Genomic DNA, 20,320 nt, shown 5'->3' with positions numbered 1-20,320 from the left:
AGCGAGTGTGCGAGAGGTCAGGTGGAAGCGGGGCCGATCCAGACCGTCTTGGTGTTGACGAATTCGCGGATGCCCTCGGCGCCGAGCTCCCGGCCGTAGCCGGAGCGCTTGATGCCGCCGAAGGGCAGCCGGGGGTCGGAAGCGACCATGCCGTTGACGAAGACGGCGCCGGCGTCCAGGACACGGGCGAGGCGGCGGGCGCGGTCCAGGTCGGAGGTCCACAGGGCGGCGCCCAGGCCGTACTCGGTCTGGTTGGCGAGGGTGATGGCCTCGTCGGCGTCGGCTGCGCGGGTGATGGCGGCCACCGGGCCGAAGGTCTCCTCGTCGAAGGCGGCCATGCCGGGACGGACGCGGTCCAGGACGGTGGGCGGGTAGTAGCAGCCGGGCCCCTCCGGGACATGTCCGCCGCTCTTGAGGACGGCGCCGGCGGCGATGGTGCGTTCGACCTGGTCGTGCAGGGTGGCGCGGAGGTTCGCGCGCGCCATCGGCCCGATCTCGGTGGCCGGGTCGGTCGGATCGCCGCCCCGGAGCGCGGCGGCTGCCGTGGTGAACGCGGCCACGAACGCGTCGGCCACCGTGTCCTCCACGATGAAGCGCTTGGCGTTGACGCAGGACTGGCCCGCGTTGACATACCGGGCCTTGACGGCTGTGGCGGCGGCCTGCGGGATGTCGGCGTCGGCGAGGACGACGTACGGGTCGGAGCCGCCGAGTTCCAGGACCTGCTTCTTGAGTACCGCGGCGGACTGCGCGGCGACGATCGCGCCGACCTCGGTGGACCCGGTGAGGGTGACGGCGGCGACGCGCGGGTCGGCGATGATTCCCGCGACCTGGTCGACGTCGATGAGCAGGGTGCGGCACAGGCCCTCGGGAGCGCCTGCCTTGCGGACGACCTCCTCGACGGCGAGGGCGCACTGCGGCACATTGTTGGCGTGCTTGAGCAGGGCGCCGTTGCCGGCGGCCAGGGCGGGCGCGGCGAACCGGAAGAACTGCCAGAACGGGTAGTTCCACGGCATCACCGCGAGGATCACCCCCAGCGGGTCGTACACGACGGCGCTCTCGGCAGCGTTGGAGGCAACGGGCCGGTCGGCGAGCTGGTCCGGAGCACGGTCCGCGTAGTAGTCGCAGGTGAACGCGCACTTGTCGATCTCCGCGCGCGCCTCGGTGATCGGCTTGCCCATCTCCGCGGTGATGAGCGCCGCGTAGGTCTCGCGGCCCTCGCGCAGGACGCGGGCCATCTCCGCCAGGAGAGGCGTGCGTTCGGCGACGGGGCGGCGGCGCCAAGCCCTCTGGGCGCCGGCAGCCGCCTGGAGGATGTCGTCGACGTCCTGCGGGGACTGCGGGGTGTAGCGGGCGAGTTCGGTGTCGGTGGCCGGGTTGCGTGAGGTGATCATGAGGGAGGTTGTCTCCGCTGTTCTTGGGGGCGCCGCGGATCGCGACGGCAAGGGATGCGGCAGGAGGGCGCTGCTCACCGCCGGGAACATGTCGGCTGTCCTGCCGGGTGATTGGTCAGGTGGTACGGGGCAGGAGTGCGACGCCGTCATCGTCGGCGTGGAGGATGTCGCCCGGTGCGAAGGTGACACCGCCGAAGGTGACGGGTACGTCGAGCTCTCCCCGTCCCTCCTTGCTGCTCTTGCGCGGAATGGTGCCCAGTGCCTTGATGCCGAGTTCGAGTCGGGCCAGGGCGGTGCTGTCGCGTACCGCGCTGTGCAGGACGAGTCCCGCCCAGCCGTTGTCCCGGGCGGCGGTGGCGATGAGGTCTCCGGTCAGCGCTGTGCGCAGGGAGCCGCCGCCGTCGACGACCAGGATGTGGCCGTCGCCGGGGGTGCGCAGCAGGTCGCGCAGCAGGCCGTTGTCCTGGTGGCAGGAGACGGTGCGGATCGGGCCCGCGAAGGCGCGGTGGCCGCCGTACTGGCGGAATTGGAGGTCGCAGACGCGCAGCTCGGTGCCGTGCTGGTCGACGAGGTCGGCGGTGGGGATCGGGCGGTGAAGCTGCGTCACGGCGTGTCCTTGGAAGTGAGGGCGGCCTGTTCGGGAGTGAGGGGGCGGGTGCGGCGCTGGCCTTGGAGGAGGAGGGTTGCTCCGGCGACGACGGGGCCGTGGTTGGCGAGGAGCACGGCGTGGTGGGTGCGGGCAGTTCGTTCCGCGAGCGGTTCGAGTCGGCTGTCGCCGGGGCGCGTGGTACGGGAGCCGGGGCAGGTCCCGGTGCGCATCGCGTAGTACGCGGTCAAGGGCAGAAGGGCTCGGTGCCGCCGGTGAAGTCGTCGGCTATGCAGCCGGTGCGCAGGTCATGGACGGTCTCCCGGGGCGTGGGGAAGCAGTGCGGGCGGGCGCCGGTCAGGGCGGTGAGGACGCCCGCCGCACGGTCGGAAAGGGTCAGTGCCGGCCTGCGCCCGCCTCGATGGCCTTGATGACGGTGGCGGTGAACTCGGTGGTGGACGCCGAGCCGCCCAGGTCCCGGGTGGAGATGCCCGAGGCGATGGCCTGTGCGACACCCGCCTCGATGATCTTGGCGGCCTTGGCCAGGGCGGGGTCCTCGTGGCGGGCGGCCAGCCATTCGAGGAGCATCGCGCCGGAGAGGATCATGGCGACGGGGTTGGCGGTGTTCTGGCCGGCGATGTCGGGGGCCGAGCCGTGCGAGGCCTGGGCCATGGCGCGATCCGCGGAGGCGTTGATGGAGGGGGCGGTGCCCAGCGATCCGGAGATCTCGCCGGCGAGGTCGGAGAGGATGTCGCCGAACATGTTCTCGGTGACGATCACGTCGAAGTCCTGGGCGCGGCGCACCAGGTGGACGGTCATGGCGTCGATGTGGAAGTCGTCGACGGCGACGTCCGGGTACTCCCGGGCGACTTCCTGGCACACGGTCCGGAACAGGCCGGTGGTGAGCTTGAGGACGTTGGCCTTGTGGACGATCGTCAGCTTCTTGCGGCGTGCGCGGGCCAGGTCGAAGGCGACGCGGGCGACGCGTTCGGTGGCCTGGCGGGTGATGATGCCCAGCATGATCGCCGTGTCGGGGGTGGGCATGAACTCGCCCGTGCCGGCGAAGGTGTTGCGGTCGGCGTAGAAGCCCTCGGTGTTCTCGCGGACGATGACGAGGTCGGCGTTGTCGCAGACTGCCGTGGCGCCCGGGAACGACTTGGCCGGGCGGATGTTGGCAAAGAGCTGGAAGTGCTTGCGCAGGGTGCCCGAGGGGTTCAGGTCCGACTTGTGCGGCTCGGGGTAGGACACCGAGTCGTGCGGGCCGAGGTACCAGCCGTCGAGGGTGTCCAGGGCGGACTTGGTCTCCTCGGGGACCGGGGTGCCGTGGGTTTCGATCGATGACGCGCCGAGCGGCAGCGTGATCCAGTCGATCGTGGTGCCGGCGGCGCGGGCCGCGGCGGTGGCGATCTCCACGGCGGACGGGACGATTTCGGCGCCGATGCCGTCGCCCTCCAGGACGCCGAGGCGGTAGGTGGTGCTCATGTCGGGTTCCTCTCCGGTCAGGTGGTGCAGGTCGGAAATTCAGTTCAGGGCGAGCGCCGCGGCGCCCTGCAGGGCGGTCAGGGAGCGGGCCGCCGCCCGGCTGCTGTCGCCCTCCTGTACGTGCTCGCAGGTCAGCCAGCCGGTGAAGGCGCTCTCGCGCAGCGTCCGCAGCAGCGGGGGCAGCCGGGTGTCGCCTGCGATGAGCGGTCCGCGCCCGGTGTCGGAGGCGAGTTGCACGCAGCCGGTCACGCTCACGTATCTGGCGACGGCGATCACCGGGTCGAGGCCTTCGGCCTGCAGGTGGTGGGTGTCAAGCGCGAGGCCGGTGGGCACCTCGGCGGTGGCGGTGAAGGCGAGGGTCTCCTCCGGGGTGTGCCACAGCGACGTGTTGGTCCGGGTCTGCGGTTCGATCAGCAGTCGGGTGCCCAGCGCGGCGGCCTCGGCGGCCAGTTGGCGCACCGCCTGTTCCGCCCAGTGCCGCTGCGGTTCCTCCAGGCCGGGCAGGAAGGTGCCGCGGGACTGGCCGAGGGTGAGCGGGACGCCGAGCGCGGCGGCCAGGCGGGTCGCGCCGAGCAATCGCTCCAGTGCCTGGCGGCGCACATCGGGGGCCGGGTCGGTGAGGCTCAGGCCGTCCTGCGCGGTGATGGGGCCGGTGCCCAGGGCGGTGATGCGCACACCGGCGGGCTCCACTGCGGCACGCAGGACCGCCGCGTCCCGGGCGCCGACGTCCCGGACCTGGACCTCCACGCTGTCGTAGCCGATCTCGGCCAGCTGCTGGGCGGCCTCGGCGAGCGGCGCGTCGAAACCCAGGGGCATCGGCGTACGGCAGTCGTCGGACGAGACGGTGTAGGCCAGCGGCCAGGGCAGGGTGTCCGGCGGGCGGGTCATGGCGCGACCGTGGCGGGGCTGTGGGGCAGCAGGGCCGCGCGCAGTTCCTGTGCGGCGGCGCCGGCCCCGTCCAGGACCGGCAGGCCGAGGAGTTCGGCCAGGGCGGGTCCGGCCGGGGCCAGGGAGTACTGGGCGAGCAGCACGGCCTGGACGCCCTCGGCGCCGGAGGCGTGCAGGGCGTCCGCGAGGTGGTGCGCTGCGGCCTGCGGTGTGGCCGCGGCGGCGGCCGGCTCGCTGAGGACGGCGGTGATCCGGGCCGGGCGGCCGGGCCGCAACCGGGTGCTCAGGTCGTCGAGTTGGGCGATCGCGGCCGGGACGGCCGGGGGTGCGGAGGCGGCAACGGCCAGGGCACCGTAGGGGCCGGTGAGCGCCGCGTGGAACATCGACTCGTCCGACTTCAGGACGGGGATCTGCCACAGGGCGCGGGCCGTCTCGACGACGTCGCCGTACGAGGAGCAGGTCAGCAGGACGCCGTGGGCGCCGCCCTCCACGGCGTGGTGGACCAGGCGCAGCATGCGCCGTCGCAGGGCGGGGGTGAGGCCGCCGGCTTCGCGGGCGTCTTCCAGGAGCTGGTCGTCCAGCAGGTTCCACAGCCGGGCCTCGGGGAACTCCCGGGCGAAGGCGGCCTCGGCGGTCCGGGCGGCTGCCGGGACGGCGTGAATCATGGCGATCAAGGGTGGGTGGTGCACCGGGTTTCCCCTCTGCCGGTTCGACCGGCTCTTCCGGTTGGCGGCACTGCTTGGTTCGGTACCGCGACGTCACTCTAAGCAGATCCGGATAACCGGTCAACCGGTTGACCGGCGATGGATGTGCGGAGCCCGCTCGCGGGTCACCCCCGGAAGACGAGCCCCGGAAGACGAGCCCCGGCCCAGCCGGTCCGCTCAGTCCTCGACGCGCTGCTCCAGCGCCTCGCTCAGGCGGCGGGACGCGTCCCGCATATGCCGGGCCATGGCGTCCCGGGCGGCCGCTTTGTCGCCCTTCTCGATCGCCTCGAAGATCGGGACGTGGTCGTCGTAGGCGACCTTGCGGGTCCGTACGGCGCCGGTGCGTTCCACCCAGCCGCGCTGGATCATCGCGCGCATGCCCTTGAGCATGTCCCGCAGCACCGAATTGCCGGACAGTTCCGCGAGGGCGGCATGGAAGGCGGTGTCGGCCTCGGCGAACTCCGCGTCCGGGCACTCGCGCATCATCCTGAGCCGGGCACGCAAGAGCTCCACCCCCGCCTCGTCGCGCGCTTCGGCGGCCAGGCCCGCGACGACGACCTCCAGTTCGGCGCGCGCCTGCACCATGTCCTTCGCACCGCGCTCCCCCAGCACCAGGCCGAGCTCGAAGAGCCGGTAGAGCACGTCGGAGTCGGTGCCGCGGAAGTACGTGCCGCTGGACTGCCGGATCTCCACGAGCCCCAGGAACCCGAGTGACTTGATGGCTTCGCGCACGGTGGGGCGGTTGACTCCGAGCATCTCGGTCAGCCGGCGCTCCGACGGGATGCGGTCGCCGGGCTGGACCGCGCCGGACATCAGGTACTCGATGAGGCGGCGCGACACCTCGGCGGCCAGCGGTTCCCGCGGCTCGACCGTGATTCTCGAGAGTTCGGCCATGAATTTCCTCGCTTCGGCGGGCAGTGCCGGACGGGCCGCCACAGGCCCGGGCGGGCCCCGACGGCACATCGGCACGACTTCGGTATTGACGAATCAGCCGTCAGTCTAGTTACCTACCGGCCAACCGGTAAACCGGTTAGCCGCACTGGCCGCGCCCGGACGAACCCTGAGCCGCCCCCACAGGTTCGCCTCTCCGCACGCCCGGCCATCACCCCTGCGCGGATTCGCGCCGCACGAGGCCGCCCTGAAGGGCGGCCCCGGTCCTGCCCCAAGGAGCAACGATGCTCGCCGTCCTCGGCTTCGCCACACTGGGCAGCTTCATGCTGCTCGTGATGCGCAAGTACCTCTCCGCCTTCACCGCCATCATGCTCACCCCGATCGCCGCCGCCGTCCTCATCGGCAAGGGCGCCCAAATCGGCGACATGATCATGGGCGGCCTGGAGACCGTCGCCCCCACCGCAGTCCTCCTCCTCTTCGCCGTCCTCTACTTCGGCCTGATGATGGAGGCCAAGCTCTTCGACCCGATATCGGCATTCATCATCCGCGCCTCCAAGGGCGACCCGATGCGCATCGTGGTGGGTACCGCGGTGCTCTCGCTGCTTGTCGCCCTCGACGGCGACGGCACCACCAGCTACATGATCGTCTGCTCCGCGTTCCTGCCGATCTACCGGCGCCTGGGCATGAACCCGCTGATCCTGGCCGCCCTCGCCACCATGGCGCTGGGCACCATCTCCGGCACCACCCCCTGGGGCGGCGCCGCGACCCGCGGCATCAGCGCCCTGCACCTCAACGCGAGCGACTACTTCGTCCACATGATCGGCCCGATGCTGCTGACCAGCCTCACCATCATCGCCGCCGCCTACTGGCTCGGCCTGCGCGAACGCCGCAACCTCGACCCCGACAAGCTCAACGCCTACCAACTCGCGGTCGCCTCCGGCGAGGCCATCCCCGCCGTACAGGCCACCTGGCGCATGTGGACCAACGCCGCCCTCACCGTGCTGCTCATGGCGCTGCTCATCCTCGAAGTCGCCGACCTCGTCGTGCTGTTCATGGTCGCGTTCGTCATCGCCCTGCTGCTCAACCTGCGCACCATCGAGGCACAGCAGGAACTCATCAAGCGTCAGGCGGCCAACGCCGTACCCGTCGTGATGCTGGTCCTCGCCGCGGGGATCTTCACCGGCATCATGACCGACGCCGGCATGATCAAGGCGATGGCCGATGCCGCGCTCGCGCTCGTCCCCGACGGCTGGGGCAATATCGTGCCCCTGTTCACCGCTCTCCTCGCGCTCCCACTCGGTTTCTTCATGTCGAACGACGCCTACTGGTTCGGCGTCGTACCCGTCCTCGCGGAGTCCGCGAGCCACTACGGCATCCACGCCAACGAGATCGCCCGCGCCGGCGCCATCGGCCAGATCCTGCACAGCATGGGACCCACATCGGCACCGCTGTGGGTCCTGCTCGGCCTCGTCAAGGCCGACCTCGGCGACTTCCAGAAGACCGCTCTGCGCTGGGGCATCCCCGTCTCCCTCGCCTACATCGCCTTCGCGCTGCTCACCGGGGCCATCACCATCGCCTGACCCGCCCCCGGCGATCTGGCCCAGCGGGGGCGCATCGCACGGACGCAGGCCGTCTTCCCGTCTGCGGATCACGTCAGGAGGCTGACCGTACGGCCGTGATGCGGGATGCTTCGGCCATGGACGGAGAATCCGAGCGGCTGGCGAAAGCTCTCATCGAGTTCCGGGAAGCCGAGGGCATCTCCGTGAAGGAGCTCGCGCTCCGTACCCGGTTGAGCCAGGCGACCATCAGGCTGCACGAGCGGGAGCCCGGACATCCACCCCTTCCCTTCACGGCCCGCCGTTTCGAGGAAGTTCTCGGCTGGGCGCCGGGCAGCATCCCGACGGCGTCGCGCGAGACGACGGATCTCGAACTTCCGCCGGACTCCGGCGCTGCCACGGAGTAGGCCCCGCCTCCTCCGAGCGCGAGGAACCCCAGCGGGCGTAATGAGCCGCGCTTCCTGCCCTGCGGGTCTTTTACGTGACCGGTGTACGGTGGGAGATGTAAACCGATCGGTATACCGGACGGAGGTTCTAGTAATGCGTGCGCCCCAGTTCATGCGAGCGGTGCGAATCACGGAACACGGAGGACCGGAGGTTCTCGAGCTGACGGAAGTCGCCGTCCCTGTCCCTCAGGCAGGAGACGTGCTGGTCGAGGTCAGCGCCGTGGCCCTGAACAACACCGACCTGTGGACCCGGCAGGGTGCCTACGGCCGCCCCGGAGACCCCAAGGCGACGTCGGGCTGGCGCGGCCCGATCGATTTCCCGCGCATCCAGGGCGCCGACGTGGCCGGCCGGGTTGTGGCCGTCGGCGCCGGAGTCGAGGGCAGCCTCGTCGGCCGCCGTGTGGTCGTCGACCCCGCGATCTACGACAGCGACGAGCCGGACGCCAACCCGGTGGGCCTGATGGGCAGCGAACGCGACGGCGGCTACGCCCAGTACGTGACGGCACCGGCCGAGCGCGTCCACGACGTGACGGATTCTCCTCTCACGGACGACCAGCTCGCGACGCTGCCGACCGCCTACGGCACGGCACTGGGCATGATCGAGCGCGGCCGGCTCCGCAAGGGCGAAACCGCCCTGGTCTCGGGAGCATCCGGCGGCGTCGGCATCGCGGCGGTGCAGATCGCCCGGGCGCGCGGCGCCAGGGTGGTGGCCATCAGCAGCGGAGCCAAGATCGACGCGGTGCGCGACGCAGGCGCGCACGAGGTCATCGACCGCGCCGGGGACGTCACCGAGCAGCTGCGCGCCGCCGCCCCGGAGGGCATCGACGTCGCCCTGGACGTCGTGGCCGGCGAGCTGGTGGGTGATGGGCTGCCGCTGCTGCGCGAAGGGGGCCGGTGGGTCATCGCCGGCGCACTGGGCGGATACGACGTGACGTTCGACGTGCGCCGTCTCTACCTGCACAACGCCCAGGTCATCGGGTCCGCGATGCACACCCCCACACACTTCGGTCTCCTCATGGACCTGGCCCGCCGGGCCGAGATCCACCCCATCATCGCTGCGACCTTCCCACTGGACCAGGCCGCCGAGGCGCAGGAAGAACTCGCCCGCAGGGGGCACGTGGGGAAGATCGTCATGCATCCCTGAGTTCCGCGTCGAGGTCACCCGTCGCGCTCAGGAAAAGATCGGCCGGGGCCCGAGCAACAGCGCCGCGAGCCGCAGGTACGCCGTATACGCCTCGGGGGTCAGCCAGGACAGTTCGACTGTGCTGCCCATCGCCAGGTGACCGTCACGTGGGACCGTGACCAGTCCGCGGCAGCGTGAGCTGAGGGCGCGGCGTGCGGCCGGGTCGAGGTTCCAGCCGGCGGCCGGTCGGCTGTGGTTGAGCACGACGACCGCCTCCTTGATCAGGTCCGGACGGTTGATGGAGACCAGCCGGTCCATGGTGCGATGGGCCTGGGTGAGCCCGGCCGGATCCGCGCGGGAGACGATGACCACGCGGTCGGCGTACCCGAGGACTGCGGCCAGCGGCGTGTCCGCGTCCACCAGGGTCAGAGGGAAGTGGTGACCGGTGACGGCGGCTACCCGGGCGAATTCCTGGTCGGAGAACGAGGCGCCCACCCTCCGCGGGGGCAGCGAGTCATCGGCCAGGACCATCAGACCCGAGCGGTGCGGCGACAGGAACAACTGAAGGTCCTCGAAGGTGTGCACATCGCGCAGGGAGACGGCCAGGTCGCTCAGGCCCGCCATCGTGTTGCGAAAGACCCGACGGGTGATGCGCACCTGGCTTCCCACGTGCCGGTCGGCGTCGACCGCCAGCACGTGCTCCTGCCGCTGGTCGGCGAGGACCGCGCCGAGCATCATGGTCGTAGTCGTACAGCCGACTCCGTCCTTGACGCCCAGCAGAGCGATGTGCAGCGGCCGTTGGAGAGGGGCCCTGATCGTGGCGGTCCACCGGGCGCTGTCGATCGCCGGCCCGCTCGCTCCGTCCCCTCCTCCGTCCTCGTCCGACGCGGAGCGGGACGGAGGGGACCAGGCGTCCTCCTCGATGCCCGCCCATTCGGCGCCGCCCGGCAGCCGCGCGCCCAGCGCCCTGGCGACTTCGCCGGCGGTGGGCCGGTCCTCCGGTTCGGCGGCCACACAGCGCAGCAGCAACTCCGCTATTTCCTCGTCGAGTTCGGCGAAACCCATACTGTTCTCCAGGCCGCCGCGTTCGTAGCCCTGCCAGGCCCGGCCGGTCGCGGCATGGAGCAAGATCGCGCCCAGCGAGTAGACGTCGCCCGCCGCGATCCGCGATTCCGCCCAGTAGGTGACTTCCGGTGCCCGGTAGCGGGAGTGTGCGGGCACGGATGCCGTCGACGCGCTCCAGGCACCGTCGATACGGGCCGAGGTCCAGCTGATGATGTGCAGCGTCTCCTCCGTGACCAGGACGGCACCCGGGGAGAGCGCGCCGTGCACGATGCCCCGCCGGTGGCAGCGGGCCACTGCGCGGGCCAGATGCCAGCCCAGCCAGGTGAACAGCGGGGTGCCGGGCTGTGGCCCGACCGCATCCAGCAGCGCTCGCAGGGTGGGGGCAGGACGGCCGTCGGCCAGGGTGTCGAGCCGCAGGGCGAGCCACGGTGCGGGCACGCCCTCCAGGTCGCTGCCGACGACGACGGGCGCGTAGGCACCGTCCATGCGGCGCAGCGCACGCCGCTCGACGTCCAGCAGTTCCCGGCCCACGGACGAGGCGAACGACGCCGACACCCGCAGCAGGACCTGTTGGCCCTGCTCGTCTTCGCCGATGTAGGCGGTGGGCCTGCTGCTCGATCCGTCGCGCTGCAACAGCGTGTAGGGGCCCAGTGTGTGCAGGTCCTGCAGGCGCAGGGGCAGCCAGGTCGGTGAGGTGTCGATTCCCGAGGGCAGGCGCACTTCCTCGAACGCGACCGGCCGCTCGGGCACCGGGGCCATGGGCCGGGCGCCCAGATGCGTCAGGAGGCGGTCTTCGAGCCAGGCGAACGGACGGGTGCCGGGCAGCAGTTCGCCGGTGCCCGAGGGGTGCGCGAGCCAGGCCGGGAAGTCGGGCGAGCGGCCCACCAGGGACCGCAACCGGTCGGTGACCGTGCGCGTGGTGCGCAGCAGATCCACCGGGGATGCGGTGTCGAGCAGGATGTCCTGGGCGTCCTTGGGAAATCCGAACCGTCGGTGCTGCGCGGGAAGCCGCTCGTCACCCGGATCGACCTGGCGCATCAGGCCGCCCAGGAACACCTCGGCGAGATGCGCGGTGTCGGTCTGCCACGGCACGGCCGCCTGTACGAGTCGCATCACCGGCACGGTCAGCGGTGACACCGCGGCGAGATGGGCGGCCAGGCGGTACGCCGCGGGGGACGCCGCGTCCCGGAACCGCAGGACCGCGCTCGGCGCGTCCGCACCGCGGGTGTCGGCGCTGCCGCGCGGGGCCCCGGCGTCTGGTGGCCGCAGCAGCGACAGCCGGGCGCTGGCACCGGGCGATGCGACCAGACGCGCCCAGGTGGCGATCGCCGGCGGGTACGGTTCGAGGACCGGCACCGGTATTCCGGCGAACTCCTCACCGAGCCCCGGTGGCAGCAGCGGGTCGGTGACCTCCCATGTGTCGTTGGCCGCGCCGCGCCGCCTGCTCGTCACCAGCCACGGTTCGGAGCGGATGCCCGACCCGTCCCACAGGTGCGCGGGCAGCGTGTGCATGATCGCGGTCGGTCCGTTCCGGGCCCAGCGTTCCAGAGCCTTCGTCAGCCGGCCGTCCCGCCAGCACATCCCGACTCCGTCGCTGATGACCAGGACCAGCGTGCGTCCCGACGGGTCGACGACGGAGGCGGGGGACAACGCGGGGGCACCCGGGTCGAAGGGGCGGGCGCGGAGCAGCGGTGCCCGCGCCGATCGCGAGTCGAGGCCGTGCACGCGGACGTCGCGGAAGGCGCCTAGGCGCTCCAGCAGAGTGCGCAGTTCCATGGCGAGACGCCGCCACAGCAGCATGGAGATGCCCTCGTCGATGAGCAGGACGAGGTTCAGGCGGCGCTGTCGCGCGGGGCGCGTGACCAGGTCAGGCAGTCCCGTCTCGGCGAGTGCCGCCGTCGTGGCCTCCTCGTCGAACACGGTCCGGAAAGGGTCGGGACCCGACTGCTTCAGCGCCCGCAGCGCGCGCGAGAAACGCAGCTCGTCCTCCCCGAGCGCCTTCTCCTCCGGAACGCGTACCGGCAACGCTCCCTCGGGCACGTCCGACCGGTATTCCCCGCCGAGTTCGGCCAGTTCGGGGGCGCTGCGTGCGGCGGCCGCGGCGTGCAGGGCGCCAAGCAGCTGCGCCGGGGGCGGAGGCTGAGGCACGGATTCCGCTGCCGGTGAGGGGTCGGGAGCCGGCCGGGTGGGTGACGGGTCGTCGGGCGCCGGGGCGCCGTCGGCCGTGTGGGGTCCCGAACCGGGTGAGAGGGCGCCGTTCAGGCAGCGCGCGAGCGGGGCGTCCGCTCCGCCGGGCAGCCGCGCGGCCAGCCAGACGGTGTCGAGCAGCTCGTGGAGGGACAGCTCGTGCCCGGTCAGCTGTGCCAGTCTGCCCAGTGCGGTCAGGGGCGGCCGGTCATCGTCGCCCGATGGCCCGGCGGCACTTCGCCCTTCCTCCGCGCCCGGCATCTAGGCGCTCCGCCCCACGCGGCGTTCCGGGCCTCCGAGTCCCATGGCCGCTCAGATCTCCCCGCCGAGCCGGTGCAGAACGGCGTCAAGGAGCCCGTCGGCGTCGAGGTCGACTCCGCCCTTGCGCAGGAACACCGCGTTGAGCAGCTGGTCCGTGGCGAGTTCGCCGGGTGCCCGCCGGTTGAGGAAGGTGTGCAGGAGGTCGTCGACACCGGCGAGTGCCTCCTCGCCGAGGTGCGCGGCCACGATGTCGCGCAGTCGCGCCTCGTCCGGGTCGGGCAGGTCCAGGCGCACGCAGCGGCGCATGAAGGCCGGCGGGAAGTCCCGTTCGCCGTTGCTGGTGATGACCACGACGGGAAATTCCCGGCACCGCACCCGTCCCCTGGCCACTCTGATCAGGTCGTCGTCCGCGCCGTGCGTGAAGATGGACACCTCGGACTGGGCCTCGGACAGCCGGGACAGCTCGGGGATCTCGAATTCGCCTTCCTCAAATACGGTCAGCAGGTCGTTGGGCAGGTCCACGTCGCCCTTGTCCAGCTCGTCCACCAGCAGGACGCGTGGCCGATCACGCGGTACGAGCGCCGTGCCGAGCGGGCCCAGCCGGATGAAGGTGCCGACGTCGGGCTCGGTGTCGCCGCGTTCCTTGCGCAGATGGGTCTCTCTGAGCCGGCCGACCGCGTCGTACCCGTACAGGGCGTCTTTGAGGACCGAACGGCTGTTGACGGGCCAGTGGAGTACGGAGCCCAGAGCCAGCTCGCGGGCGATGGCGTGGGCCAGTGACGACTTCCCCGTGCCCGGATGTCCGGTGACCAGCAGCGGTCGGCGCAGATGCAGGGCGGCGCTGACCACGTCGGCTTCGGTTCGCCCGATCAGATACGGGCGCGGCCGGCCGCGGCCGTTCGTGGCATCGGTGAACCGCCGCCACGGCGGAGCCTGGGGGAAGTCCACCGGCCGGACCCCGCCCTCACCGCGGAACAGCCGCCATTCGTCGCCGCTCGTCATAGCGCCTGCTCCGTTCCCTGCGAGGGGTCGGCCAGCCGGAGTTCGTCCGGCAGCGGCAGTCCCGTGTCCTCCCACACCAGCGACGGGCGCGCGGCCCCGGCGGCCTGCGCGGCGCCCCGGACCCTGAAGTGCCGCAGCCGCTCGGGCAGTTCGTCGACGCTCCCCTCTGCGACGACTGCGGCGAGCGGCGGACCGCTGTCGGATCCGCAGTCGTGCTCCGCGCGGTTTCCGCGGTCCTCTCGGTCCCAGAGCACGATCGGTACCCCCATCACCAGGCAGACAGGTAGGAGTTCGCCGCGGTGTTCGGCGGACCCCTGCAGGTAGACGCGGGCACCGTCCCTGTGGGTTGTCTTGAGCATGCCGATGAGCCCCGCGCGCCCGCCGACGGTGTGATCCGCCACGAGCGGCGGGCTCTGGGCACGGGCCCGCCACCGCCGCTTGAGGTCGGCGGCTCCGGTGCGTGAGCGGGTGCGCAGCTTCGGGCAGCGCAGCACCAGATGGAAGTCCTCGCCCAGCGGGGCGGGAATGTCCTCGTCGGCACCCGCCCCGTCCCACTCGTCCACGGGCAGTTCGAGCGCGTCCGGCGGCACTGACACGGCGACCAGCGCCACCCCGTCGTCGGCGGAGTCCGCCGCGTCGCGGATCAGATGCGCGATCTCCCTGCCGGTGCGGGGCCGTTCGGTGCCGGTGACGGCGCGCGCGGCGCTGCCGTCGGGCCGCACCCGCCACACCGAGCAGCGATAGGTCCCGGCGGGGTCCTTGGCATACCGGTCGAGTTCCACCAGGATCCGGGATCCGGCCGGGACGGTCCGTCGTGACCAGCGCTCGGCGTCGGCCCGCCGCTCGTGCAGCGCCGACGCGTGCACGCCCAGGCGTGTCGCGACCCGCCGGCTCCACTCCTGGAGCGCTTGGCAGGCCAGCCCACCGGTCTCGGCGGCGACGTACTCCACCACGCGCAGCAGGGCGGGCAGCCGTGGGGTCTCCTCGGGCACCGGCGATCCGTCGCCGTGCCAGGTCTCCAGCTCCCGCAGCACGCCGGGCACGGCGGACGGCGCAAGGCGGGTGGTCTGCAGCGAGCGGGGCAGGTCGAGGTAGGGCAGCGCCGCGTTGGCGGCACGGTGCAGCAACCCCGGGTCCGACGCGGCGAGGTGTTGCAACTTGGCCAGCAGGACGCGGTGTTCGGCCACCGACAGCAGGCGGGCCGCGTCGGTGAACCGGCCCACGGCCAGCAGCCGGTCGAGTTCGACTCGGCCGCGTGGATCGTCGGCCACTGCGGGCGACAGCGACTCGGCGAGCGTGGGCAGCGCGCGTTCCGTTCCGCCGAGCAACTGCGCCAGCTCCTCCACGGACGGCGCGCTGCCGTCCACGGGGGCCCGCAGGCCCAGTTGGGGGGCGAGCGCCCCGGCGTGCGCGGCGCGCGCCGCGGGGTCACCGAGCAGGGTGTGCAGCGGGCCCACCATCATGTCGCGCACCGACTCGTCCACGCCGAAGGCAGCGGGTCCTGCTGCCAGGGCGGCCAGGTGCGGTCCGGGAACGGCCCCGGCCCGGTGCAGTTCCGCCATGACCGACTGCCAGCTCCGTCCCCAGCTACGGCGGACGGTGTGCTGCGCGGCGAACGCCGTGTCCGGGGCGTTGATCCGGCCCATCACCAGGCCCACGGCAGCGCGGTCGGTCACCGACCACAGCGGTCCGCCGCTGTAGCCCTCACCGATCGCCGCACCCGACAGCTGTCCGTCGAGGTAGCCGACCCCGTCCTCGTACGAGGCGACGCGTACATCGGCGTACGAGAAGGCCTGCCCGCCGCCGTACCACGCACGCACCTGCTGGCCCATCGCCATCTCCAGCCAGCGCAGCGGGCCCACCGGCGTGGGCGGATCGTCCTCCAGCTCCAGGACGGCCAGGTCGCCGTCCCAGCGCAGGGTGCCATCGGGGATGGCCCCCTGGCGCTGGGAGCGCGGAGGTATCCAGGCCGCGAGCCGCGCCCGCCAGGTGTGGGCGGGGGACAACGCGGGGAAGGCCACGTCGAGGACGACGTTGCCGGGATCCCCGGGGTTCAGGACGCTCAGCCCGAGCGCCGCATTGACGACATGAGCGCAGGTCAGAAGGGATCTTCCCGCCAGATACACCCCGGCCCCCGCCGTCGCCGTCCCGTCCTTGGACAGGACCCGCACCAGCCCGCCGCGGGCGTCCGCGGCCGTCTCATCCAGTGCCGTCGCGAACCAGGTCACGTCGGTCTCTCGCCAGGCAGCTGCCACGTGGCCGAGATCGTCATGCTGGCCTGGCCGTTTGCGCCGACGATGCCGATCTTCAGGTCCTGGCCGACCTGGATCCCGAAGTCGACGCTGATCTCGTGCGGCGGGTCGGGGATGCTGCGCACCGCGTCGTGCACCTGCTGCAGGACGGGCCCCAGGGGGCTCAGCACGGTCCGCAGCGCATCCGTGGCCAGCGCCCCGACGCGGGCGCCCCGCCCCACCGGAGTCCCTCCGGCAATGCCGTCCGGCAGATCGGCGTCGCCCTGCGGCGGAGGAGGACGCTCGCCGACCGGCGCGAGTTCGAGGCGGACCTCCGCCCCGTCGCCGAGAGTGAACTCGATGTATTCGTCATGTGGCACATGCGCCATTGTGCCGATCAACACCCCTACCAGAAAGGGAAGTTGCGGAAATGACAGCAGCCGATCCTTTGCACGCCGAGGCGCCGCCCCGGACGCTGTTACAGCACCGCGCCCGCCGAAAGTGCCGTCTCTACAGCTCAGAGACCGGTTGGGCCGTGCGGGCAGGATGAGCACGTGCGTGGCTTCGTCCCGCTGCCTGACCATCAGCGCTCTGTTCTCCGCGCCGCCTTGCTGCTTATGTGACCGCGGCAAGGACGCGGCCTGCCCGACGGCGCGGGACGCCCACCCTTCGATACACACGAGGTGCTGCGTGGCACGCTGACCCCTTGGGTCCGTGATCGTCGAGGAGGTTTGCCACGTGGCACAGCAAATGCCGGCGGAGACTGCCGGTGCCCCGGACGTCCGCGCCGAGGAGAACCGGCTGCGCAAGGACCTCGGGTTCTGGGGCCTGACCGCGATCGGCTTCTCCAACATCCTCGGCTCGGGCTGGCTGTTCGCCGCCATGTACGCCGCCCAGACCGCGGGGCCCGCCGCGCTGCTCTCCTGGATCGCGGCCGGTGTGCTCTGCGCCCTTGTGGCCCTGGTCATGGTCGAACTCGGCGCCACCAGGCCGGAAGGCGGCGGCACGGCCCGCTGGCCCCTGTACGCGAACGGCCGTCTCGTCGGCACGGTCGTGGGCTGGTCCGTGATGCTCTCCGTGGGCGGCACCGCGGCCGAGATCAGCGCGATCATGCAGTACGCCGACCACTACGTGCCCGGGCTCTACCACGGAGGCAGCATCACCGCGTCGGGCCTGGGTGTCGCCGCCGCACTGAGCGTGCTGCTCACCGCGCTGAACTGGTTCGCGGTGAAGATGTTCGCCCGCGTGAACAACCTGGTGTCGGTGTTCAAGGTCATCGTCCCGGTGCTCACGGTGGCCGCCCTGTTCCTTTCCGGCACCCACTCGGGCCGCCTCACGGACCACGGCGGGTTTGCCCCGTACGGATACGCAGCCTGCCTCACCGCACTGGCCGGCGGCGGCATCGTGTACTCCGTGAACGGGTTCCAGGCCCCGCTGGACTTCTCCGGAGAAGCCCGCAACCCGCGCCGCAACGTACCCGCCGCCGTCCTCACCGGCATCGGCCTCGCGGTGCTCGTCTACCTCGGGCTCCAACTCGCCTTCCTCTACACGGTGCCCGACTCCCTGCTCGCGCACGGCTGGCAGGGGGTCAACTTCGAGTCGCCGTTCGGGCAGCTCGCCCTCGTCCTGAACCTGCACTGGCTTGCCACGCTGCTCTACGCCGACGCGGTGGTCTCCCCCGGCGGCTCCGCCTACGTGGGCGTCGCGATCGACGCCCGCCACACCTACGCCCTCTCGAAGAACGGCCTGCTGCCCCGCTTCTTCATGCGCATCGATCCCCGCTCCGGCATCGCGCGGCGCGCCCTGGTCCTCAACCTCGCGGTGATCATCCTCTTCATGCTGCCGTTCGGCGGCTGGCAGGACATCGTGAGCGTGATGGGCGACATGTACCTGATCATCTACGCTGCCTCGGCGGTGGCCGTGGCGTCCTTCCGGGCGCACGACCGGGAGCGCGGCGTGCCCCTGGCGGACGGCCACATGCCGGGGGTGCGCTGGATCGCGCCGGTCAGTTTCGCCGTGGCGATCGAGTTCGTCTACTGGTCGGGCTGGGACGATCTGCGACTCGCCCTGCCGCTCGTCCTGGTCGGTGTCCCGCTGTTCCTGCTGCAACGACGCAGGACGGGAGGCGGCTCCGCGGCCGGGGAACTGCGCCTGGGCGCCTGGCTCGTGTTCATCCTGGCGGCGCTGACCTTGTTGTCGTGGCTGGGCACGTTCGGTGGCTCCGGGCGCCTGCCCGCGCCGTACGACTCGGTCGTGGTGGGCGTCGTCGCCTTCGCGGTCTTCGGGTGGGCGGTGCGTTCGGGCGCCGCCCACCTGCGCACGAACCCCGCTCACTGAGCGGGGACACGCGCTCATGCGTCCGGCCCTGCCCGACACACACTCCTCAACTCCCGACCGCCACACCGAACAACTGGTCAGCCGAGCACGGCGCGCGCGGCGGGCTCGGCACCCGGATCACGGGTGCGCGCCCAGTCGGCGTAGGTCTCGGAGATGCGGTGGTTGGCCGGGAGCGGGACGGGGGCGTCGGTGCGGCTGGTCATGCCCTTGATCGTGCCAGTCGGCACTGACAAGCCTGGCTGCCACCGCTCGGCACTCCCAGTGCACCGGTTCCGTCACTCAGCAGTCACAACAGATCAACACGCGTGGGGAGCTGCCCCACGCGTCGCATAGCCTCCACGAACAGCTTGGCGCACTCGCGCCGAGTGCGGTTCATCAACGGGGAGCGGTATATGCGTACGAAGGTTCTGACCAGACCACTCGTCGGCCTTGCTCTGGTTGCCGCCATCGCCGGAGCGAGCCTGGCGACTGCGGGAACCGGCTTCGCGGCGTCTTCCGCCGAGGCGCCGAAGGCAGCAACGATGAGTTCGTCTGGCATCACCACACAGGCTGTTGTCAATCTCGGTCTCGACCGCAGGCAGGCCAAGGCCGTCCAGGAGTGGCTGGCGGGACACCACGGCTACAAGGGGGCGATCGACGGATACCTCGGCACCGCAAGCTGGAAGGCTTTCCAGCGCCACCTCAGGGAACACGGGTACACCGGCGACATCGACGGAGTCGTCGGAAGCGGAACGATCAAGGCGTTGCAGCGCAAGCTCCGGCATGACAACTGGAACTACAACGGCAGGATCGACGGAGTTGCCGGAGCAGGAACCAAGGCAGCCTTCAAGCGCTTCGCCCAGGGGCTCCTGTGCGAGCCCTGCACCACTTCATAACAGCGCTCACACCGCGCTGTCCCCGCGGCTCTGGAGCTGCGGGGACAGCGCGTGCGGTCAGTGTTCCGCGACGACTCCCGACAGTTCGTTGGTGCTCTGCGGCAGGGTGACGGAGGTGGTCTTCTTGCCGGTCGTCAAGTCGATGGCCTGCAGCGTCTTTTTGCTGGGGTCGGAGACGTAGGCGGTGTTGCCGCGGACGAACAGGGTGGGCCGGGCCTGCTGCCAGTCCAGCGGTTCCTGCCACTTGCCCACGGCCGGGATCTTCTTCTCGATCTTGCCGCTCTCCGGATCGATCACGTGGATCGCGCCGTCGGTGCCCAGGACGAGTGCCTCGCCCTGCGGGCCGCGGGCCAGCGAGCGGAAGGAGTAGCTGGTGCCCAGGTCGACCAGGCTGAGCTTCTTCTTCTCGGTGTCGATGAGGGAGACGCGGGTGGGCCGCTCCAACTCGGCCTCCGGGTCGGTCTTGTAGTCGCCCAGCAGGACCGGCGATGCGTCGCTTCCGGCCTGGTTGCCGATGCGGCCGTAGTCGTCGGGGGCGTCGACCTTGGTGAACTTGCCGTCCTGGTAGACCAGTACGCCGTCCTCACAGCCGACGGCGATGGCCTCGTCCCGGGCAGCCGCCTCACCGTGGACGCCGGGGCACTTCTCGTTGCGCGTGACTTCCTTGTTGTTCTTGTCCAGGACCAGAGTGCCGGTCCGCTTCTCCTCGGTGCCCAGGGTGCTGAGGAGTTCACCGTTGGCCAGTTCGATGGCAACGCCGTGATGTGCCTCGGCGGAGGCGTAGGTGCGTCCGTCGGGCTTCTTTCCGCTGCTCAGGTCGGCGGGGTCGAAGACGTTGACCTCTCCGGTGCCGTCGGTGAAGAGCACCGTCTTGCCCGCGTGACGCACGACGTGGCCGGGCTTGGCACCCTTGTACTCGATGTCGGTGAAGGCCTGGCCGGTGGCGTCCAGCACGCGGAAGCCGGTGTCGGTGGAGACGACTACATGGTCCTTGTCGCCGGCCGGGTTGACCCGGTTGAAGCCGGAGAGCTTGATGGTCTTGGCCACCTTGAGACTCTTGCCGTCCAGGATGTACAGGCCGCCGTCGAAGCTGGCGACCAGCGGGTCCTTGACCGCGGCGGGTGCATCGGTCGCGCTGTCCGCCGTCTTGGCGCCGGAGGAGCTGTCCTTCCCTCCGCAGGCGGTCAGGACCGTGGCTACCGCCAGGGCGAGTGCCGTGCCCGTGAGGGCTCTGCTGCGTATGGACTTGTTCATCGTTCTCCCTTTTCCTCGCCGCGCGGTGGCGGCAGTGGTGT

Annotated in this window: 18 protein-coding genes; 5 read left to right on the top strand and 13 right to left on the bottom strand. The window is 71.3% G+C overall.

Annotation, left to right across the window (positions count from 1 at the left end):
• Positions 1–17: 17 nt before the first annotated feature.
• From ACWFR3_RS13720 to ACWFR3_RS13690, 7 genes are all read right to left on the bottom strand, one after another.
• On the bottom strand, positions 18–1,391 hold the full coding sequence (locus ACWFR3_RS13720) for an NAD-dependent succinate-semialdehyde dehydrogenase (protein ID WP_453734739.1): 1,374 nt from the start codon (positions 1,389–1,391) through the stop codon (positions 18–20).
• 115 nt (positions 1,392–1,506) lie between these two features.
• Positions 1,507–1,998 carry a ribonuclease E activity regulator RraA gene (gene rraA / locus ACWFR3_RS13715; RefSeq protein ID WP_453734738.1) on the bottom strand — a complete coding sequence of 164 codons (492 nt, stop codon included), beginning with the start codon at positions 1,996–1,998 and terminating at the stop codon, positions 1,507–1,509.
• Positions 1,995–2,273, bottom strand: coding sequence for a class II aldolase/adducin family protein (locus tag ACWFR3_RS13710; protein WP_453734768.1), 279 nt, complete (start codon positions 2,271–2,273; stop codon positions 1,995–1,997). Before ACWFR3_RS13710 ends, rraA begins: the two co-directional genes overlap by 4 nt.
• 100 nt (positions 2,274–2,373) lie before the next feature.
• On the bottom strand, positions 2,374–3,459 hold the full coding sequence (locus ACWFR3_RS13705; protein ID WP_453734737.1) for an isocitrate/isopropylmalate dehydrogenase family protein: 1,086 nt from the start codon (positions 3,457–3,459) through the stop codon (positions 2,374–2,376).
• 39 nt (positions 3,460–3,498) lie between these two features.
• Positions 3,499–4,347, bottom strand: a complete 849-nt coding sequence (locus ACWFR3_RS13700; RefSeq protein WP_453734736.1) for a sugar phosphate isomerase/epimerase family protein — start codon at positions 4,345–4,347, stop codon at positions 3,499–3,501.
• Entirely contained in the window at positions 4,344–5,012 is a 669-nt protein-coding gene (locus ACWFR3_RS13695) for an aspartate/glutamate racemase family protein (protein WP_453734735.1), read from the bottom strand. The genes ACWFR3_RS13700 and ACWFR3_RS13695 overlap by 4 nt, the downstream gene beginning before the upstream one ends.
• 216 nt (positions 5,013–5,228) lie before the next feature.
• Positions 5,229–5,945 (bottom strand): FadR/GntR family transcriptional regulator, encoded by a 717-nt coding sequence (locus tag ACWFR3_RS13690; RefSeq protein WP_453734734.1) that lies wholly within the window; start codon positions 5,943–5,945, stop codon positions 5,229–5,231.
• Positions 5,946–6,226: 281 nt separating this feature from the next.
• Between ACWFR3_RS13690 and ACWFR3_RS13685 the strand changes: the two genes are divergently transcribed.
• The 3 genes from ACWFR3_RS13685 (at position 6,227) to ACWFR3_RS13675 (ending at position 9,088) form a co-directional block, all read left to right on the top strand.
• Positions 6,227–7,522 carry a CitMHS family transporter gene (locus tag ACWFR3_RS13685; protein ID WP_453734733.1) on the top strand — a complete coding sequence of 432 codons (1,296 nt, stop codon included), beginning with the start codon at positions 6,227–6,229 and terminating at the stop codon, positions 7,520–7,522.
• Positions 7,523–7,638: 116 nt separating this feature from the next.
• Positions 7,639–7,905 (top strand): helix-turn-helix domain-containing protein, encoded by a 267-nt coding sequence (locus ACWFR3_RS13680; RefSeq protein WP_453734732.1) that lies wholly within the window; start codon positions 7,639–7,641, stop codon positions 7,903–7,905.
• 133 nt (positions 7,906–8,038) lie between these two features.
• Positions 8,039–9,088, top strand: a complete 1,050-nt coding sequence (locus ACWFR3_RS13675) for a zinc-binding dehydrogenase (protein ID WP_453734731.1) — start codon at positions 8,039–8,041, stop codon at positions 9,086–9,088.
• 27 nt (positions 9,089–9,115) lie between these two features.
• On the opposite strand, the gene ACWFR3_RS13670 is transcribed toward ACWFR3_RS13675, so the two are convergent.
• The 4 genes from ACWFR3_RS13670 to ACWFR3_RS13655 are packed head-to-tail and all read right to left on the bottom strand — an operon-like array spanning position 9,116 to position 16,202.
• The gene (locus ACWFR3_RS13670; RefSeq protein ID WP_453734730.1) at positions 9,116–12,580 is read right to left on the bottom strand and encodes an SAV_2336 N-terminal domain-related protein; all 3,465 of its coding nucleotides are present in this window, start codon (positions 12,578–12,580) and stop codon (positions 9,116–9,118) included.
• A 51-nt stretch (positions 12,581–12,631) separates the two neighbouring features.
• Positions 12,632–13,582, bottom strand: a complete 951-nt coding sequence (locus ACWFR3_RS13665) for an AAA family ATPase (protein ID WP_453734729.1) — start codon at positions 13,580–13,582, stop codon at positions 12,632–12,634.
• The gene (locus ACWFR3_RS13660; protein WP_453734728.1) at positions 13,579–15,837 is read right to left on the bottom strand and encodes a VMAP-C domain-containing protein; all 2,259 of its coding nucleotides are present in this window, start codon (positions 15,835–15,837) and stop codon (positions 13,579–13,581) included. The genes ACWFR3_RS13665 and ACWFR3_RS13660 overlap by 4 nt, the downstream gene beginning before the upstream one ends.
• A complete protein-coding gene (locus ACWFR3_RS13655; RefSeq protein WP_453734727.1) occupies positions 15,807–16,202 on the bottom strand; it encodes a CU044_2847 family protein in 396 nt (131 codons plus the stop codon). The genes ACWFR3_RS13660 and ACWFR3_RS13655 overlap by 31 nt, the downstream gene beginning before the upstream one ends.
• 361 nt (positions 16,203–16,563) lie before the next feature.
• On the opposite strand from ACWFR3_RS13655, the gene ACWFR3_RS13650 reads away from it, so the two are divergent.
• Positions 16,564–18,150, top strand: a complete 1,587-nt coding sequence (locus tag ACWFR3_RS13650) for an APC family permease (RefSeq protein ID WP_453734767.1) — start codon at positions 16,564–16,566, stop codon at positions 18,148–18,150.
• A 77-nt stretch (positions 18,151–18,227) separates the two neighbouring features.
• Here ACWFR3_RS13650 and ACWFR3_RS13645 read toward each other — a convergent pair whose 3' ends face one another.
• A complete protein-coding gene (locus ACWFR3_RS13645; RefSeq protein WP_453734726.1) occupies positions 18,228–18,353 on the bottom strand; it encodes a hypothetical protein in 126 nt (41 codons plus the stop codon).
• A 189-nt stretch (positions 18,354–18,542) separates the two neighbouring features.
• On the opposite strand from ACWFR3_RS13645, the gene ACWFR3_RS13640 reads away from it, so the two are divergent.
• Positions 18,543–19,025 carry a peptidoglycan-binding domain-containing protein gene (locus ACWFR3_RS13640; RefSeq protein ID WP_453734725.1) on the top strand — a complete coding sequence of 161 codons (483 nt, stop codon included), beginning with the start codon at positions 18,543–18,545 and terminating at the stop codon, positions 19,023–19,025.
• Between the two features lie 57 nt (positions 19,026–19,082).
• On the opposite strand, the gene aztD is transcribed toward ACWFR3_RS13640, so the two are convergent.
• A complete protein-coding gene (aztD, locus tag ACWFR3_RS13635; protein ID WP_453734724.1) occupies positions 19,083–20,279 on the bottom strand; it encodes a zinc metallochaperone AztD in 1,197 nt (398 codons plus the stop codon).
• Between the last annotated feature and the right edge of the window lie 41 nt (positions 20,280–20,320).

Source organism: Streptomyces sp. NPDC055189 (genome assembly GCF_053606765.1).
Note: the sequence above shows the minus strand (reverse complement) of the source record. Positions and strands in the feature narration are given on the sequence as shown.

What these genes read in the sequence shown, in the direction of transcription:
- aztD (WP_453734724.1), bottom strand. Translation starts at nt 20,279, where the DNA reads ATGAACAAGTCCATACGCAGCAGAGCCCTCACGGGCACGGCACTCGCC.
- ACWFR3_RS13665 (WP_453734729.1), bottom strand. Translation starts at nt 13,582, where the DNA reads ATGACGAGCGGCGACGAATGGCGGCTGTTCCGCGGTGAGGGCGGGGTC.
- ACWFR3_RS13705 (WP_453734737.1), bottom strand. Translation starts at nt 3,459, where the DNA reads ATGAGCACCACCTACCGCCTCGGCGTCCTGGAGGGCGACGGCATCGGC.
- ACWFR3_RS13720 (WP_453734739.1), bottom strand. Translation starts at nt 1,391, where the DNA reads ATGATCACCTCACGCAACCCGGCCACCGACACCGAACTCGCCCGCTAC.
- ACWFR3_RS13650 (WP_453734767.1), top strand. Translation starts at nt 16,564, where the DNA reads ATGCCGGCGGAGACTGCCGGTGCCCCGGACGTCCGCGCCGAGGAGAAC.
- ACWFR3_RS13680 (WP_453734732.1), top strand. Translation starts at nt 7,639, where the DNA reads ATGGACGGAGAATCCGAGCGGCTGGCGAAAGCTCTCATCGAGTTCCGG.
- ACWFR3_RS13700 (WP_453734736.1), bottom strand. Translation starts at nt 4,347, where the DNA reads ATGACCCGCCCGCCGGACACCCTGCCCTGGCCGCTGGCCTACACCGTC.
- ACWFR3_RS13670 (WP_453734730.1), bottom strand. Translation starts at nt 12,580, where the DNA reads ATGCCGGGCGCGGAGGAAGGGCGAAGTGCCGCCGGGCCATCGGGCGAC.
- ACWFR3_RS13645 (WP_453734726.1), bottom strand. Translation starts at nt 18,353, where the DNA reads ATGACCAGCCGCACCGACGCCCCCGTCCCGCTCCCGGCCAACCACCGC.
- ACWFR3_RS13675 (WP_453734731.1), top strand. Translation starts at nt 8,039, where the DNA reads ATGCGTGCGCCCCAGTTCATGCGAGCGGTGCGAATCACGGAACACGGA.
- ACWFR3_RS13640 (WP_453734725.1), top strand. Translation starts at nt 18,543, where the DNA reads ATGCGTACGAAGGTTCTGACCAGACCACTCGTCGGCCTTGCTCTGGTT.
- ACWFR3_RS13685 (WP_453734733.1), top strand. Translation starts at nt 6,227, where the DNA reads ATGCTCGCCGTCCTCGGCTTCGCCACACTGGGCAGCTTCATGCTGCTC.
- ACWFR3_RS13695 (WP_453734735.1), bottom strand. Translation starts at nt 5,012, where the DNA reads ATGATTCACGCCGTCCCGGCAGCCGCCCGGACCGCCGAGGCCGCCTTC.
- ACWFR3_RS13690 (WP_453734734.1), bottom strand. Translation starts at nt 5,945, where the DNA reads ATGGCCGAACTCTCGAGAATCACGGTCGAGCCGCGGGAACCGCTGGCC.
- ACWFR3_RS13655 (WP_453734727.1), bottom strand. Translation starts at nt 16,202, where the DNA reads ATGGCGCATGTGCCACATGACGAATACATCGAGTTCACTCTCGGCGAC.